At 68.1% G+C, this 15,499-nt stretch carries 15 protein-coding genes, 1 tRNA gene and 2 pseudogenes; 11 read left to right on the top strand and 7 right to left on the bottom strand.

Annotation, left to right across the window (positions count from 1 at the left end):
- The first annotated feature begins 9 nt into the window (after positions 1-9).
- The 8 genes and pseudogenes from fdxH to ACFPOB_RS07165 all read left to right on the top strand — a co-directional run bounded on the left by fdxH (position 10) and on the right by ACFPOB_RS07165 (position 7,240).
- Complete coding sequence (fdxH, locus tag ACFPOB_RS07200) at positions 10-930, top strand: formate dehydrogenase subunit beta (RefSeq protein WP_377797057.1); 921 nt, start codon at positions 10-12, stop codon at positions 928-930.
- The gene (locus ACFPOB_RS07195) at positions 914-1,609 is read left to right on the top strand and encodes a formate dehydrogenase subunit gamma (protein WP_377797056.1); all 696 of its coding nucleotides are present in this window, start codon (positions 914-916) and stop codon (positions 1,607-1,609) included. Before fdxH ends, ACFPOB_RS07195 begins: the two co-directional genes overlap by 17 nt.
- Before the next feature lie 72 nt (positions 1,610-1,681).
- Positions 1,682-2,602: a formate dehydrogenase accessory protein FdhE gene (gene fdhE, locus ACFPOB_RS07190; protein WP_377797054.1), complete on the top strand. Its 921-nt coding sequence runs from the start codon at positions 1,682-1,684 to the stop codon at positions 2,600-2,602.
- A 25-nt stretch (positions 2,603-2,627) separates the two neighbouring features.
- The gene (selA, locus tag ACFPOB_RS07185) at positions 2,628-4,034 is read left to right on the top strand and encodes an L-seryl-tRNA(Sec) selenium transferase (protein ID WP_377797053.1); all 1,407 of its coding nucleotides are present in this window, start codon (positions 2,628-2,630) and stop codon (positions 4,032-4,034) included.
- Positions 4,021-4,764, top strand: coding sequence for a tetratricopeptide repeat protein (locus ACFPOB_RS07180; RefSeq protein ID WP_377797052.1), 744 nt, complete (start codon positions 4,021-4,023; stop codon positions 4,762-4,764). Before selA ends, ACFPOB_RS07180 begins: the two co-directional genes overlap by 14 nt.
- A 3-nt stretch (positions 4,765-4,767) precedes the next feature.
- A pseudogene (gene selB / locus ACFPOB_RS07175) lies at positions 4,768-6,627 on the top strand (selenocysteine-specific translation elongation factor); the annotation flags it as partial.
- 63 nt (positions 6,628-6,690) lie between these two features.
- Positions 6,691-6,786: transfer RNA gene (locus tag ACFPOB_RS07170), tRNA-Sec, on the top strand.
- 76 nt (positions 6,787-6,862) lie between these two features.
- Complete coding sequence (locus ACFPOB_RS07165; RefSeq protein ID WP_377797051.1) at positions 6,863-7,240, top strand: hypothetical protein; 378 nt, start codon at positions 6,863-6,865, stop codon at positions 7,238-7,240.
- Positions 7,241-7,249: 9 nt separating this feature from the next.
- On the opposite strand, the gene selD is transcribed toward ACFPOB_RS07165, so the two are convergent.
- From selD to ACFPOB_RS07135, 6 genes are all read right to left on the bottom strand, one after another.
- Positions 7,250-8,326 carry a selenide, water dikinase SelD gene (gene selD, locus ACFPOB_RS07160; protein WP_377797050.1) on the bottom strand — a complete coding sequence of 359 codons (1,077 nt, stop codon included), beginning with the start codon at positions 8,324-8,326 and terminating at the stop codon, positions 7,250-7,252.
- Between the two features lie 16 nt (positions 8,327-8,342).
- Positions 8,343-9,488 (bottom strand): cysteine desulfurase family protein, encoded by a 1,146-nt coding sequence (locus ACFPOB_RS07155; protein WP_377797049.1) that lies wholly within the window; start codon positions 9,486-9,488, stop codon positions 8,343-8,345.
- Between the two features lie 53 nt (positions 9,489-9,541).
- Positions 9,542-10,639, bottom strand: a complete 1,098-nt coding sequence (locus tag ACFPOB_RS07150) for a transglutaminase-like domain-containing protein (RefSeq protein WP_377797047.1) — start codon at positions 10,637-10,639, stop codon at positions 9,542-9,544.
- On the bottom strand, positions 10,636-11,139 hold the full coding sequence (locus ACFPOB_RS07145; protein WP_377797046.1) for a TlpA disulfide reductase family protein: 504 nt from the start codon (positions 11,137-11,139) through the stop codon (positions 10,636-10,638). Before ACFPOB_RS07145 ends, ACFPOB_RS07150 begins: the two co-directional genes overlap by 4 nt.
- A 490-nt stretch (positions 11,140-11,629) precedes the next feature.
- A complete protein-coding gene (locus ACFPOB_RS07140; RefSeq protein ID WP_377797045.1) occupies positions 11,630-11,896 on the bottom strand; it encodes a heavy-metal-associated domain-containing protein in 267 nt (88 codons plus the stop codon).
- 108 nt (positions 11,897-12,004) lie between these two features.
- Complete coding sequence (locus tag ACFPOB_RS07135) at positions 12,005-12,679, bottom strand: TenA family protein (protein ID WP_377797044.1); 675 nt, start codon at positions 12,677-12,679, stop codon at positions 12,005-12,007.
- 161 nt (positions 12,680-12,840) lie between these two features.
- Between ACFPOB_RS07135 and ACFPOB_RS07130 the strand changes: the two genes are divergently transcribed.
- Positions 12,841-13,230, top strand: a complete 390-nt coding sequence (locus ACFPOB_RS07130) for a DUF6152 family protein (RefSeq protein WP_377797043.1) — start codon at positions 12,841-12,843, stop codon at positions 13,228-13,230.
- 6 nt (positions 13,231-13,236) lie between these two features.
- Complete coding sequence (locus ACFPOB_RS07125; protein ID WP_377797042.1) at positions 13,237-13,704, top strand: DUF2214 domain-containing protein; 468 nt, start codon at positions 13,237-13,239, stop codon at positions 13,702-13,704.
- Positions 13,705-13,834: 130 nt separating this feature from the next.
- Here ACFPOB_RS07125 and ACFPOB_RS07120 read toward each other — a convergent pair.
- A pseudogene (locus tag ACFPOB_RS07120) lies at positions 13,835-14,044 on the bottom strand (MerR family transcriptional regulator); the annotation flags it as partial.
- A gap of 175 nt (positions 14,045-14,219) precedes the next feature.
- On the opposite strand from ACFPOB_RS07120, the gene ACFPOB_RS07115 reads away from it, so the two are divergent.
- Positions 14,220-15,446, top strand: coding sequence for a GGDEF domain-containing protein (locus ACFPOB_RS07115; protein ID WP_377797041.1), 1,227 nt, complete (start codon positions 14,220-14,222; stop codon positions 15,444-15,446).
- Positions 15,447-15,499: the final 53 nt, after the last annotated feature.

Raw genomic sequence — 15,499 nt, 5'->3', positions numbered from 1 at the left:
GAGGCGGCGATGGCAGGATTGCAAAGTCAGGACTTCGCCCGCATCTCGGCCACCAATTTCCGGCCGCCGGACGTTCGCCACGATTTCGAGGTGGCGAAGCTCATCGACGTCTCGAAATGCATCGGCTGCAAGGCCTGCCAGTCGGCTTGCCTTGAGTGGAACAATCTGCGCGAGGAGGTCGGCGTCAACCGGGGCGTCTACGACAACCCGCACGATCTGACGCCCAACACCTGGACGCTGATGCGGTTCACCGAATGGGAGAACCCGCAGAGCGGCAATCTCGAATGGCTGATCCGCAAGGATGGCTGCATGCATTGCGCCGATCCGGGCTGCCTGAAGGCCTGCCCCTCGCCCGGCGCGATCGTCCAATACAACAACGGCATCGTCGATTTCGTCTCGGAGAACTGCATCGGCTGCGGCTATTGCGTGAAGGGCTGCCCCTTCAACATCCCGCGCATCAGCCAGGCCGACCACAAGGCCTATAAGTGCACGCTCTGCTCCGACCGTGTCTCGGTCGGCCAGGCCCCGGCCTGCGCCAAGGCCTGCCCGACCGGCGCGATCGTGTTCGGCACCAAGAAGGCGATGCTCGATCACGCCCAGACGCGGCTCACCGATCTTAGGTCGCGTGGCTTCAAGAACGCCGGCATCTACGATCCGCCCGGCGTCGGCGGCACCCATGTGATGTATGTGCTGCATCATGCCGACCAGCCGCAGCTCTATGCCGGCCTGCCGCAGAACCCGCGGATCAGCCAGGTGGTCGAGCTGTGGAAGGGGCTGACCAAATATGCCGGCATGGCTGCGGTCGGCTTCGCCGCCGCCTTCGCCTTCGTCCATGCGACCGTGGCGAGGCGCAACGATGTCAGCCGCGCCGAAGACCGCGAGGCCGAGCATCTGATCGACGAGGAGGCCGCCCGTGGCCGTAAGGCGTGAAGAAGCGCGCACGACCGTCGACCGCTATCCCGGCCGGGTCCGTGTGAATCATTGGCTCACCGCGATCTCGCTGATCCTGCTCACGATCAGCGGGGCGGCGCTGTTCCACCCCTCGCTGTTTTTCATGAGCAGCTTCTTCGGTGGCGGCTCGAACACACGCTGGCTGCATCCCTGGCTCGGCATTGTCTTGCTGGCGAGCTTCACCATCCTGTTCGTTCAGATGGTGCGCCACAATTTCTGGACCAAGGCCGATACGAAATGGATGGGCCATATCGGCGAGGTGATGGCCGGGCACGAGGAGAATCTGCCCGAGGTCGGCAAGTACAATGGCGGGCAGAAGATCGTCTTCTGGTCGATGACCTTGCTGATCATCGTCCTGTTCGCGAGCGGGATCGTGATCTGGTACGAGCATTTCGGCGCCAGCTTCACCATCGAGCAGCAGCGCCTCGGCCATATCGTTCACGCGCTGGCGGCTATCGCGATGCTGCTCGTCGTGATCGTCCACATCTATGCCGGCTTCTATGTGCGCGGCACGATGAGCGCTATGACCGAGGGCAAGGTCACCGGCGGCTGGGCCTATCGTCATCATCGGCTCTGGCTGCGCGGCGAAGCGCGCGAGGGCGTCATCGACGAGCGCCAGACACCGCCCCGTGGGCACAACGCGCGCCCGGCCGAGTAGAGCAAACTGCAAGGCGGCCAAGACCGCCTTGCTTCACGACGTGACCCGTGTGGTTCGGAAAGTCTGTGCCTGATGAGTGAAGACCAGGGCTTTGCGACGTTCGAGGATGTCGGCATCGCCGAGCGTGACAAGCCGCCCTTCCTGCGTTTGCCCGAGCCGCGATCGCTCTTCGGCCTGCGTGCCATGCGCTTCAATGCGCTCGCGTCCGGCCACCAGCTCGAACCCTATCTGCGCTTGCTCGCGGCGCTGTCGCAGGCGCAGGACAAGCTGGCGGGCGAGGTCGATCCGCCGTCGCTGCCTTCGCTCGACGAGCAGCGGCGCCGAGCCGCGAAGGCAATGCCTGTCTTGCCGCGCGAAGAGCTGGCCGAGGACGAGTCTGCCGCCGCCTGCTTCGTGCGGCTGATGGAACTGATGGACGAGGTCGCGATGCCCGAGCTGGCGCGCGAGGCGCTCGGCCGCGCCAGGGCTTCGGACGAGGAGGCCCGGCGCGTTATGTTCGCGGCCGTGCTCAGCGATGCGGTGCCGGCCGAGACCGTCGCCGACCACATCTTCGCGGCGGCGGCGCTTCAGGTCGTCGCGGCCAAGCGGACGGCAGGGCTCGATGCGCTGCTGCCGCAACCCGTCGCCGACGGCGTCTGCCCCTGCTGCGGCGGCCCGCCGGTGACGAGTGCGGTCATCGCCACGGTCGACATCGATGGGGTGCGCTACGTCCAGTGCTCGCTCTGCGCCGCGCAATGGAACCATGTCCGGGTGAAATGCGTCTCCTGCGGCTCGACCAAGGGCATCCACTATCAGGCGATCGAGGGCATCGCCGACACGATCAAGGCCGAGACCTGCGACGAGTGCCGAACCTATGTGAAGATCCTGAACCAGCGAAAGGATCCCGAACTCGAGCCGGTGGCCGACGATGTCGCGAGCCTGGGTCTCGACATCCTCGTGTCCGAGGCGGGCTGGCGGCGCGCCGGCGTGAACCCGTTCCTGCTGGGCTATTGACCATCCTGTCTCCCGGAGGGAGCTGATGAACCGACCCGAACGCTTCCACCCGCCATCGGTCGACGAGGTACTGCGCAGCCCGCATTGCGAGCTGGCGATCGCCCGCCATGGCCGCCAGGCCGCGACCGGCGCGGTGCGGCAGGTGCTGGAGCGCCTGCGCCGCGATCAGGGCGTGGCGGCTGTTCCGATCGACTCCATCGCCGAGCGGGCCCTCGCGAGCCTGGAGGAGCGGGAGCGGCCGTCGCAGCGCCCGGTCATCAACCTCACCGGCACCGTGCTGCACACCAATCTCGGCCGTGCGCTCCTGGCCGAGGAGGCGATCGAGGCCGTCGTCGCGGTGATGCGGGCGCCGAGCAATCTCGAATACGAGATCGCGGCCGGCCAGCGCGGTGAGCGCGACGCGCATGTGCGCGGCCTGATCCGCGAGCTGACCGGGGCCGAGGATGCCGTCCTCGTCAACAACAACGCCGCGGCCGTGCTGCTCGTGCTCAACAGCTTCGCCAGGGAGCGCGAGGCTATCGTCTCGCGCGGCGAGCTGATCGAGATCGGCGGCGCCTTCCGCATGCCCGACATCATGGCGCGCGCCGGGGCGGTGCTGCGCGAGGTCGGCACCACCAACCGCACCCATCTGCGCGATTATGCCGAGGCGATCGGCCCGCAGACCGGCCTGCTGATGAAGGTCCATACCTCCAACTATCTCGTCCAGGGCTTCACCGCCGAGGTCGAGCCGGTCGAGCTCGCCAAGCTCGCGCGCGAACATGGGCTTCCCTTCCTCGACGATCTCGGCTCCGGCACATTGGTCGACTTCGCCCGCTGGGGACTGCGCCATGAGAAGACGGTACAGGACGCGTTGAAGGGCGGCGCCGATCTCGTCACCTTCTCCGGCGACAAGCTGCTCGGCGGTCCCCAGGCCGGCATCGTCGCCGGCCGGAAGGATCTCATAGCAAAGCTCGCCAGGAACCCGCTGAAGCGGGCGCTCAGGCTCGACAAGCTGAGATTGGCGGCACTCGAAGCGACCCTGAAGCTCTATCGCGATCCTGATCGGCTGGCGCAGCGCCTGCCGACGCTGCGCCTGTTCACCCGTTCGGCTGCCGAGCTGCGCGCCTTGGCCGAGCGCCTGCTGCCGGCGCTCTCGGCAGCCGTAGGGACCGACTGGACCGCCGCGATTGTCGACTGCTCCAGCCAGATCGGCTCCGGCGCGCTGCCGCTGGAGACGCTGCCGAGCGCGGGGCTATCGCTGAAGCCTTCCGGCAAGGCCTCCGGCTCCGCCGTCGAAGGGCTGGCCGCAGCCTTCCGCGCCCTGCCTCTGCCGGTGATCGGCCGCATCTCGCAAGGAGCGCTGCTGTTCGATCTGCGCTGCCTGGAGGACGAGGCGGTCTTCGCCAGTCAGTTGGGTCAGTTGAAGCCTGGAACGCATCATGCGCTGGCTTGACCGCCTGCTCGGCAAGGATGAAGCGGTGCCCGCCGATATCGGCGTCGCGATGGCCGAGGCGGCCGCGGCGGTCGAGCACGGCGATCATGCGGCCGCGCTGGCGATCTGGGGACCGCTCGCCCATGCCGGCGTCGCCCGCGCCCAGAACAATGTCGGCGCCTGCTTCGCCGAAGGTCTCGGGGTCGAGCGTGATCCGGCGCTCGCTCTGCGCTGGCTGACGCTCTCGGCTGAGCACGGCGACCCGGTTGGCCAGCGCAATCTCGCGACGCTGCATTTCAAGGGCGAGGGCGTTGAGCAGGACAATGGCGAGGCGATGCGGCTCTATCGCCTCGCGGCTGAGCAGGGCGACGCGCCGGCGCAGGACATGCTGTCCTGGATGCTGCTCGAAACCGGGCTGGAGGCCGATCGGCCGGAGGCGCTGCGCTGGGCGCAAGCGGCGGCCGAGGCCGGCATCGCCACCAGCATGACCCGGCTCGGTATGATCCATCACGATGCGCTCGGCGTGGAACGCGATGCGACGCTGGCGGCGCAATGGTGGCGACGCGGCAGCGAGGCCGGAGATGCCGACGCGGTGGCGATGCTCGGCGCCGCCACCTTGCTGGGACAGGGGGTCGACAAGGATCCGGCCCGCGCGCTCGCGCTGCTGCTCGAAGCCGAAAGCAATGGCAGCCTGCTCGCCGCGCCCTTCGTCAAAGCCGCGCGCGCTGCCGTCGCCCAGGCGGAGGCCTAGGCGATGATCGTCGGCACGGCTGGCCATATCGACCACGGCAAGACCTCGCTGGTGCGGCGGCTGACCGGCGTCGACACCGACCGTCTGAAGGAGGAGAAGGAGCGCGGCATCACCATCGCGCTCGGCTTCGCCTATTGGCCGCTGGCCGATGGCCGCATCGTCGGCTTCATCGACGTGCCCGGCCATGAGAAGCTCGTCCACACCATGCTCGCCGGCGCCTCCGGGATCGACCTGCTGCTGCTGGTGGTCGCGGCCGATGACGGGGTGATGCCGCAGACGCGCGAGCATCTCGACATCGCCCGCCTGCTCGGGATCGAGCGGGCGGTGGTGGCGTTGACCAAGGCGGACCTGGTCGAGGACGAGCGTCTGATCGCGGCGCAGGGAGAGGTCGAGACGCTCCTGGCGGGAACGCCCTTTGCCGATGCGCCGATCCTGCCGGTTTCGACGGTCACGGGCGACGGAATCGATGATCTCGCGCAGTTGCTGCGCGAGCATGCCCGGGCGGCGCAGCTGCGCCGCAGCGACGGCGCCTTCCGGCTCGCCGTCGACCGCTGCTTCACGCTGCCCGGCGCCGGCACGGTCGTCACCGGCACCGTGCTCTCCGGCAGCGCCTCGGTTGGCGATAGCGTCACGATCTCGCCCTCCGGCATCGCCGCGCGCGTGCGCTCGATCCATGCGCAGAACCGTCCGGCCGAACGCGGTGCGGCGGGCGATCGCTGCGCGCTGAACCTCGCTGGTCCCGACGTCTCGAAGGATGCGATCCTGCGCGGGCACATGATCGTCTCGCCCGCTCTGCACGCGCCGGCGACACGGATCGACGCTGAGCTGACGGTCCTCGCCTCTGAGAGGAAGCCGCTTGCGATGTGGCAACCGGTGCGACTGCACCATGGCGCCAGCGAAACCGGCGCGCGCATCGTCCTGCTCGGCGACGAGGTCGCGCCCGGCACGACCGGGCTGGTCCAGCTCGCTCTGGAGACGCCGATCGCGGCTGCCGCGCTCGACCGGTTCGTGCTGCGCGACACCAGCGCCTCGCGCACGCTGGGCGGCGGCCGCTTCCTTGATCTGCGCGCGCCGGAACGAAAGCGTCGCAGCCCGGAGCGGCAGGCTCAGCTTCTCGCACTCGGCAGGAGCGACCACGCCGAGGCGCTGCGCGGTCTGCTCGATGCGCCGCCGCATCATGCCGATCTCGATGCCTTCGCCCGCGACCGCGCGCTCGGCCCGGCACAGGCCGAGGCGCTGACAGCGCGGCTCGGGCTGGTGCGGATCGGCGCCGCGACGATGCTGCCGGACGTCTGGCAACGCTTCTCCTTGGCGCTGGTCGAAACGCTGAAGGCCTATCACCTCGAAAACCCCGACCAGCAGGGGATGGGGCTGGAGCGCTTGCGGCTCTCGCTCCAGCCGCGCCTGCCGGCCGCGCTGTTCCGCGCGGCGCTGGCGCAACTGGCCGCGGCCGGCGATCTCACCGTCATCGGCTCCTGGATCAGGCGGCCCGAGCACGAGATCAGGCTGACGCCGGAGGACGAGGCGCTCTGGAGCCGCATCGCGCCGTTGATCGGAGACGGCGAGCGTTTCCGGCCGCCGCGCGTGCGCGATATCGGCCAACTGCTCGGCCGGCGCGAGGAGGACATCCGCCGGCTCTTTCGCCTCGCCGGCCGGCGCGGCGACGTGCACGAGGTGGCGCTTGACCACTTCTTCCTGCGCGATACGGTTTCCGAGATGGTCGGGATCGCGGCCGAGCTTGCAGCCGCCGATGCCGCCGGCTTCAACGCCGCGCAGTTCCGCGACAGGCTGGACAATGGCCGCAAGGTCGCGATCCAGGTCCTGGAATTCTTCGATCGCCATGGCGTCACCATCCGCCGCGGCGATCTCAGGCGCATCAACCGGCAGCGGCTCGACCTGTTCGGGCCGTGGCCGGAAGCGCCAGCTGGAGGAGAAGCGTCCCCGGTGGGGCGTCCGGACTTCAAATCCGGGAGGGGCCGTCAAACGGTCTCTGGTGGGTTCGACTCCCATTCTCTTCCGCCAGTTCACTGAGGGGCCATGACGCAGACCGGCAGCGAATCCTGCGCCCAGTTCGAGCGCTCCATCCCGGAGAGCCTGCGTGTCGAAGCCTAAGGGGCTGGGCACGGATTTCGAGCGCTGGCTCGGGAAGATGCTCCGCAAGGGGCACTTCACCGCGCTGATCGTACTGGTCCGGATCGCCGAGCCGAGGGTGGAGCCGCTGCGCTCGACCTTCGTCCATGTCGTCGGCGACGAGCTCGACTGGGGCGACATCGTGCTGCTGCTGCGCAGCGCCGGCGTCAGCTGGGATGGCGCAGCCTTCTTCCCGACACGCGAGGATGGCGGGCTGGTGCCGGACGAGCTCGCGCGTACCCGGCTGCGCGAGCTCGAGGCGGCGCTGGATCAGGACCGGCTCGTGCTCAACAAGGGCGAGTTCTTCGACGTCTGGGGTCGGCGCCTGGAGGTCGCGGAAGCTTGAGGCGTCCCGTCATCCCACGACCACACGCCCAGCGCCGGCTTCGACCGAGCCGATGATCCGCGCCGACGGGTAGCCGGCTGCCTGGATGCGCGCGAGCAGCTCGGCTGCCCGCTCCTGTGCGCAGGAGACAAGCAGCCCGCCAGAGGTCTGCGGATCGGTCAGAAGATGGCGCTGCCAGTCCGGCAGGCCGGCCGGCAGATCGACGCCTTCGCCATAGCTCGCCCAGTTGCGATGCGAGGCGCCGGTGACGCGGCGCTCGCGAGCCAATCGCTCGGCCTGCGACAGGAATGGCAGATCGGCCAGTCGCAGTTTCAGTGTTGCATCGGAGCCGCGCGCCATTTCGAGCCCGTGGCCAAGGATGCCGAAGCCGGTGACGTCGGTGATCGCGTGCACGTCGGCATCCTTGGCGAGCTCGGCGCCGACCCGGTTGAGCAGGGTCACCGACGCGATCATCTCGTCATAGGCTTCGGGGGACAGTTGCTCCTTCTTGAAGGCAGCCGAATAGATGCCGACGCCGAGCGCCTTGGTCAGGATCAGCGCATCGCCCGGCTTCGCCCCGCTGTTGCGGCGCAGGTTCTTCGGCTTCACGAGGCCGATGACGGCAAGGCCGTAGATCGGCTCGGGCGCGTCGATGGAATGGCCGCCGGCGACGGGAATGCCCGCCTCGGCGCAGATCGAGGCGCCGCCCTTCAGGATCTCGCGGGTGACCTCGATCGGCAGCTTGTCGAGCGGCATGCCGAGGATGGCGAGCGCCATGATCGGCGTGCCGCCCATGGCATAGACGTCGGAGATCGCATTGGTCGCGGCGATTCGGCCGAAATCATGGGGATCGTCGACCATCGGCATGAAGAAGTCCGTGGTCGCGACCACGCAGGTCTCGTCGTCGACCTGCCAAACGGCGGCGTCGTCGCCGGTCTCGGTGCCGACGAGAAGCTGCTTGTAGGGGCCGGCGGCCGGATGGTCGGCGAGCAATTGCTGCAGCACCGAGGGCGCGAGCTTGCAGCCGCAGCCGCCGCCATGGGCCAGGCTGGTCAGGCGTGGCGCGGCGGTGCGCGGTGCTGCGTCGAGCTCCATTGTGTCGCTCATCTCTCAGGTCTCCATATCAAGCGGCGCTCTGCTGCTCTGGTGCGAGCGAGCGCCAGGCGCCGGCAAATTCGGTAATCGCGGTGTCGACATCGTTTGAGGTGCTGTCCCAGCCGAGCGAAAGCCTGACCGCGCCCAGCGCCACCGCCCGCTCGAAGCCGAGCGCGGTGAGGATGGCGGAGGGTTCCTCGCTGTCGGCATGGCAGGCCGAGCCGACCGAGGCCATCACCGCGGGGCAGGCTTCGAGCAGGCGCCGGCCGGACACGCCGGGGAAGAGGACGTTCAGCGTGTTCGGCAGCCGGCGCTCGAGATCGCCGACGAGCAGCAGCCCGGGCACCGCCTCGCGCAGGCCGGTCAGCAGCCTTTGGCTCAAGGCCGCGAGCGTGCCGCGCCGATGCGTCAGGCGCTCGCCGGCCAAGGCGCAGGCGGCGCCCAGGCCGGCGATATAGGGGACATTCTCGGTGCCGGGCCGGATGCCGCGCTCCTGCCCGCCGCCGACGAGCAACGGCCCGACGGTGACGCCACGGCGGATGAACAAGGCGCCGATGCCTTTCGGGGCGTTGAGCTTGTGGCCGGCGATCGACAGGAGATCGACGCCCAGCTCCCGCACGTCGACGGGCATCTTGCCGACGGCCTGTGCCGCATCGGTATGGACCAGGGCTCCGGCGGAGCGGGCGAGGGCGGCGATGTCGGCGACCGGCTGCAAGGTACCGATCTCGTTCTGCGCGAGGATGACCGTGACCAGCCCCGCGCCCTGGTCGATCGCCCTCGCCATGTCGGCGGTGCGGACGATGCCGTCGGGCCCGGCAGCAACGCGGCGAACGAGGCGCCCGGCGGCCTCATGCAGGCGGCAACACTCCTCTGTCGCCGGGTGTTCGATCGCGGTGGTGACGACGGCGCGGTTGTCGCCGGAGGCGAGCGTACCGCGGATCGCAAGATTGTTGGCCTCCGTCCCGCCGCCGGTGAACAGGATTTCGTCCGCCTCCGCGCCGATCAGCCCGGCGACCTCGGCCCGCGCGCGCTCGACCGCCGCATGCGCCTGGCGGCCAAGCGCATGGCTGGAGGAGGGATTTCCGAAGCCGCCGGTCAGGAACGGCATCATCGCCGCGAGGACCTCGGGCGCGACCGGTGTCGTGGCGTTGTAGTCGAGATAGACCGGCCGCATCGAAAATCCTCTCAAGAACGGGGCGAGGCGACGCCTTCGCCCCGAGATCGCATTCAGGCCGTCAGCTCGGTCGATTTGATCGCGTATTTGAACGTGTCGGGATCAAGGCAGTCGAGCAGCGCGCCGGCGACCTCCGCCTGCGGATACATCAGGAAGCCGACCTTGTGCTTCGAGCCCGGCAGGACGAGGTCGTGCGCTACATTGTAGCCGAGCCAGTTGCCCTCCCAGGCCCCGAACAGCGCCTGCCGCGCCGCCATGACCCTGGGATTGTCGGCCGCGTTGTTGCCCGGCGGCTCCTCCAGCACGACCTTGCGGACATCGGCCGGGTCGGTGGCGACCCAGCCAAAGCCGTCGAGCCAGATCTCGGCGCGGCAGTGCTGCGCCTTGGTGACGACCTCCGACCCCGCGCCCAGGCTCTTGTAGCCAAACTTTGAGGGCGCGACGCGGATGCCGTAGATGTCGCGGGCCGGGATGCCGATGCTGCGGACCAAGGCGACATAGAGCGCGTTGAGATCAGCGCATTTGCCGCCGAGATTGCCGGTCCGCAGCATCGAGGCGACGTCGCCGGTGCCGCAGCCGCGCGTCCTGGCGTCGCGGAAGGTGTTGGCGACGACCCATTCATAGATCGCCCGGGCCCGGTCGAGATCACCAGCCTTGCCGGTGGCGGCCTTCTCGGCGGTCTCCTTGACGATGCCGTCGGTCGGCATCAGCTCGGTCGCCTCGAGATAGAGCTTGCGATCGGCGGCGCTCAAGGCCGGCACGGCACTCTTCGTGCCGAGATCCTCGGCGCGATCGCGCAGCGAGAACTGGCTACGGACCTCGACGCTCGGCGCGGTCTCGCCATCCTTGAAGACGACGTGCAGCAGCTCGGCGCCGTATTTCGGATCGCGCACCACCTCGGCCGAGACCGCATTGGTCTCCCAGCTGTTCTTGCCGGGCTTGATCCACTCGTCCTCGCGCACAGAAGGCAGCGGAATCCAGGCCTGGGCCTTGCCGTTCGCTGACAGATCGAGGCGGGTCGCCACCGAAAAATCGCGCCAGGCGCCGGGCTTCGGCGCAAAGGGAGCATCCTGCGCGGCGGCGAGGCGCGGGACGGCGAGGGCTGCCGCTGCGGCGGCGCCGGTCTTCAACATGTCGCGACGATTGATCATTGCGGCGTCTCCTTTTCCCTTTGGTCGTTTTTTGGCTGTGAGGACGACAAGATCGCGAGTGCTGCCGCGACGGGCGGGCTCGCCCAGTCGAGCGGTTCTTCGGTCTTCAACGCAGGCTTGAGATCGCGGTCGAGCACGAAGCTGGTCGGCAGACCCTCGACCTTCCAGGCCTTCATCGCGCCGCGATCGCGATCGAGCAGGATTGGAAAGCTGACGGGGCGCTGGCGGAAGAAACTGCGCACGCGCGCGTCGACCTCGCCGACATTGACGGCGAGGATGGCCGGGTTGCCCTTTGCCGTCCCAGCGAGGGCGTTGAGCGAGGCCATCTCCTCGATGCAGGGGGCGCACCAGGTCGCGAAGAAGTGGACGATGACAGGATTGCCGCGCAAGTCGGCCAGATCGATTCCGGGGCCGTCGAGTTGATCGAGCGCAAGCACCGGTGGCGCCTCGGCGCCCCATCGCCTGAATGCATCGGCGGCGGCGGGACCGCTGACGACCACAAGCCAAAATGCGGCCGACAGGGTCCGCCGAAACAGCGCAAGCCCGCAATTCAGTCGATGAGCGCCCCGAAACTCGGGAGCCGTTACGGCGATCACGCCGCATCATGCGGGCAAGGGCGGTGAGGCGTCAATTTCTACTTTTTAGAAAGAAGGGGCAGCGCGAGGCGGGCGCTCTGGCTTCGTTACAGCGAGGATCGATCGTCTCTCAATGCTAGGAACGAGAGTTGTTGCGCCGCTGTTTGGCTGGCATGAGCGAAGGGCGCTGGCCAGAGGTCGCCGAGGCGCCGTTCCGCAATCTCCAGCAGGATCGGGCTCCCTCCGGCGGAGCTCGATTTGGGCGCGATGGTCGAGATGACTGGCGATCCTCCCGGCCTGCGTTCGCGTTAGCCTATCCGGCTGGGTCAGGCTGGAGCAGCCGAATAAGCCCTTCGCGATCTCTGGTCTGCCCGAGCTCGGCAACGCCGCCGGGTCATGCAGTCCGGCATGGGCCTCAGCCGATCCGCTGCGGGCCCGGCGTGTAGCCGGCTGCGATGACGGCCGACTGGATCGCGGCGAAGTCGGACGAGCCTCGCACACTCACCTGCTTGGAGCCGGGATCGGCGGTCACGCTGGTTCCGGGCAGTTTCGTCTCGATCGCGCTTTTGACCGTGCCGGCGCAATGGCCGCAAGTCATGTCCTCGACCTGAAAGCTCAGGGCGTCGGAGCTCGGAACAGCCGTCTCTGCGGTCGAGGTCGAATGCGGGTGGCAAGAGGTCATGTCGGCTTGGTCCTTTCGAAGGCGATGGCAGGAGCGTGCTCCTTCCCACCGTGGTAAGGTCAAGCGGCTTTTTTCTGCGTGCGTTCTTTCAGCTCGGATTGGACGGCTTCAGCGTCGGGCTTGCGCGCCCTCCAATCCCATCTGCCAGAAATCGGCCTCCAATCGCGCAGCCTGTCCGAACAGGGCGGCAAGCTCGGAAAAGCGCGCTTCCGTCATGGCGCGGCTTGCTAGAGCGTCGAGATGGTGGCGGGCATCGTGGGCGACCTTCTGATAGGGGCCTCCGGCATACTCGCCGATCCAGTCGCGATAGGGATGATTCGCGAGCGCCGGCCCGAGTACGCGGGCAAGACGATCGGCGATCTCGGCATAGCCAACGACGCAGGGCGCGAGCGCGACATGCAGATCGAGCAGGTCGCCGGAGACGCCGCAGTCGAGCACGAAGCGGGTATAGGCGACCGTCGCCCGATGCTCGGGCGTGGCTTCCAGCTGTGCCGCCGAGAGACCCCAACGCTCACAGAGTCGGACATGGAGCTCCATCTCGACGTCGAGGATCGTTGCGAGCCCGGCCTTGGCGGCGCGCATGTCGGCGAGAGTGCGGCTCTTGTAGGTCGCCAGCGCATAGGCGCGGGCGAATTGGATCAGGAAGAGATAATCCTGGACGAGATAGGTCCGGAAGGCGGCCTCGGGCAGCGAGCCGTCACCCATCTGGCGCACGAAATCGTGTTCGACATAGGACGTCCAATCGGCTGCCGCGGCGGCCTTCAACCTGTCGAAGATGTCCACGGCCTGAGCCTCCCTCCGGATCGGATTCGCGCGGCAGTCATAGCGCAAACCATCCCCATTTGGCGCGTCGCGGATGACGCAGGTTTGATCCGTTGCGGCCGCGACAGGGGCGATGAGCCGGGCTAGCCTGCGCTCGTTCGCGCAACCGGGAGTATTCGACGATGACCAATTCCGCGATCGGCCGACGGGTTCTGCTCTGTGGCGTGGCTGTGTCCATTCTCGCTTTGCCGGCCCTGGCGCATCATGGCTGGGGCTGGGCCGTCGACGAGCAGAGCGAACTCAAGGGCACGATCCGCGCGATCTCGATGGCGCCGCCGCATCCGACGCTGCAGGTCGCGGCCACAGACGGCGTTCTCTGGCAGATCGACCTCGGCAATCCCAGCCAGACGGCGCGGGCCAATTTCACCGGCGACACCGCAAAGGTCGGCGATGCCGTCACCGTGCTCGGCAATCGCCATCAGGATGCCAGCAAGAAGCAGATGAAGGCGGTGCGCATCACCATCGGCGGCAAGAATTACGACATGTATCCGGAGCGGATCAAAACCAACTGAGCACCGGTGTCTGCTCTCGTCGACTGGCTCGGCGGCTGGCCAGGAGCGGTACTGCTGCAGCGCTCCGGTACGGCTTACCTTTTCGTCAACGCCGCGCACATCCTCGGCATCGGCCTGCTGCTCGGCGCGATCCTGCCGCTGGATCTGAGGTTGGCGGGCGTGCTGCGCGCCTCGGCGCTGCCGCTGGTCGGCCCGATCCTGATCCGCACGGCCGCCTGCGGGCTGGCGCTCGCATCAGCGACGGGCTTCTGGCTGTTCACCGTGAAGCCGGCCGAGTATCTCGGCAACACCGCCTTCCTGATCAAGCTTGGCCTGCTTGCCTTGGCGCTGGGCAATATCGCGCTCCAGCATCGAGGGCTGAAGCCGGCGCTGGCGGGCGGAGAGATCGGCATGTGCGGTCGCGTCCTGGCCGTGCTCTCCGCCTCCCTCTGGCTCTGTGTTCTAGTCGCCGGGCGCTGGATCGGCTTCCTGTGAAGGCCTTCAGACCACGAGAGCCGTCATAGCCTGGTTGGTCCACCATCATTCGCGGCCGAGCGCATCCGGCTTCGAGGGCCGAGAGGCGCAGTTGCAGGAGCTCGGCGAGCGAGCCCTTGCGGGCGAGGATGCCCTGAATCGCGGCGAGGCCCACACCCATGGCGCGCAGCGCCTGGATCAGGTCGAGGCGCGCCGCATCGGCGTCGGAGTAAACGCGGTAGTTCGCCATGGTGCGGGTCGCCGGTGGCAGCAGCCCCTTGTCGGGATAGAAGCGGATGCGACGTACAGGCACGCCGCAGAGGCGGGACAGTTCGCCGATGGTGTAGCGCTGGTCGGTCATGGCGGTCTGGTAGCGCCTCCACCAGATGGAGGGTCAAGCCGCCCGAGGCCAGATCTTGCGATCGTTCGAATGCGGGAGACCTCGAAAAGGACAACGAAACCCTGTCCGATAAAAACTGTGTGTCTGTGGCAACGCGTCAAAGCGGCGTTAGCCAGTCGCGGCCATTCTCCTGCGCGTGCACGCCCCACGCCACGACCCGATCTCCAGGCACGCCGAATCGGCGAGCGACGCGCCAAGCGCGGCCGCGGGGCCGCGCCAGGTCGACGGACTCGGTTTCGAACCGGAGCTGGAACGCGAATTCCGCCAGCATATGCGCGCCGATCAGCGCCGCAGCACGCTGGTCTGCCTCGTCACGGCGCTCGGCATCTGGCTGACCTTCATCGGGCTCGACCTCTCCCGGCTCGAGAATCTCGCCACGATCGGCGTCGGCGATGTCTCGGTCGAGCTCGCCATCGCGCTGAGACTGGGGACGCTCGCGGTGATCCTGCGGCTGGTCTGGGTCGTGCGCCGCAACCGGCAGGCCCACGCCTATCACCGCCTCACCATGCTGGCGCTGGCGCTGATCGGCGTGACCTGCGCCTTCATCGCCAACATGTACAAACTGCGCGGCCTGCCGCAGGCGGACATCGCGCAATTGGTGATCATCGCTGCCGTGTTCCTGCCGGTCGGCCTGACCTTCTTCCAGAGTCTCGGCATCGCCCTGCTGATCGCGGTGTTCACCACGGTGCTCGGCTTCGCCATGCTCGCGCCGGCGCAGCTGGCCGAGCACGGCCGGCTCTCGGTTCTGTTGTTCTTCGCCGTCTTCGTCAGCGCAGTCGGTGCCTGGCTGCGCGAGCGGGCCGAGCGCGATCAGTTCCTGCTGCGGCGCATGCTGCACAGCCGGGCGATGTCGGACGCGTTGACCGGCATCGCCAATCGGCGCGGCTTCGAGGAGCATGTCGCCATGGTGCTGCTCCAGGCGCGGCGCGACCGGGCGCCGGTCGTGTTCGCCGTGCTCGATGTCGACCATTTCAAGCGCTACAACGACCGCTACGGCCACCAGGCCGGCGACATCGCGCTGACGCTGATCGCCCGCGCCATCGACAGCAAGCTGCGCCCGCCCATGGACATGGTCGGGCGGCTCGGCGGCGAGGAGTTCGGCCTCCTGCTCTACGACACCACGCCGGAGAAGGCGCAGGAGCGGCTGCAGCGGGTCGTGCAAGCGATCGCCGAGCTCAAGATCGAGCACGCCGCCTCGCCGACGGCGCAATACATCACGGTGAGCATGGGGGCGGCTGGCTTCGACGGCCAGGAGACGGCGGCCGAGCTCTATCGGCGCGCCGATGCAGCGCTCTATTCGGGCAAGGCCTCGGGCCGGAACCGGATCGAGCTCGGCAAGGGCAGCGAACGCCTCGCGGGGTAGCGCTGGACGCTGCGGGACTGCTATGCGGCTCGCATCGTCTGCTTGCGAGAGGA

It is taken from the genome of Allobosea eneae (assembly GCF_042657265.1).
GTDB lineage: Bacteria > Pseudomonadota > Alphaproteobacteria > Rhizobiales > Beijerinckiaceae > Allobosea > Allobosea eneae.
This window is presented reverse-complemented; position numbering and strand designations above follow the sequence as displayed.

Bases quoted from the DNA above. Each gene is read 5' to 3' on its own strand.
- fdxH (WP_377797057.1), top strand. From the start codon at position 10: ATGGCAGGATTGCAAAGTCAGGACTTCGCCCGCATCTCGGCCACCAAT.
- fdhE (WP_377797054.1), top strand. From the start codon at position 1,682: ATGAGTGAAGACCAGGGCTTTGCGACGTTCGAGGATGTCGGCATCGCC.
- selA (WP_377797053.1), top strand. From the start codon at position 2,628: ATGAACCGACCCGAACGCTTCCACCCGCCATCGGTCGACGAGGTACTG.
- ACFPOB_RS07180 (WP_377797052.1), top strand. From the start codon at position 4,021: ATGCGCTGGCTTGACCGCCTGCTCGGCAAGGATGAAGCGGTGCCCGCC.
- selD (WP_377797050.1), bottom strand. From the start codon at position 8,326: ATGAGCGACACAATGGAGCTCGACGCAGCACCGCGCACCGCCGCGCCA.
- ACFPOB_RS07155 (WP_377797049.1), bottom strand. From the start codon at position 9,488: ATGCGGCCGGTCTATCTCGACTACAACGCCACGACACCGGTCGCGCCC.
- ACFPOB_RS07150 (WP_377797047.1), bottom strand. From the start codon at position 10,639: ATGATCAATCGTCGCGACATGTTGAAGACCGGCGCCGCCGCAGCGGCA.
- ACFPOB_RS07140 (WP_377797045.1), bottom strand. From the start codon at position 11,896: ATGACCTCTTGCCACCCGCATTCGACCTCGACCGCAGAGACGGCTGTT.
- ACFPOB_RS07130 (WP_377797043.1), top strand. From the start codon at position 12,841: ATGACCAATTCCGCGATCGGCCGACGGGTTCTGCTCTGTGGCGTGGCT.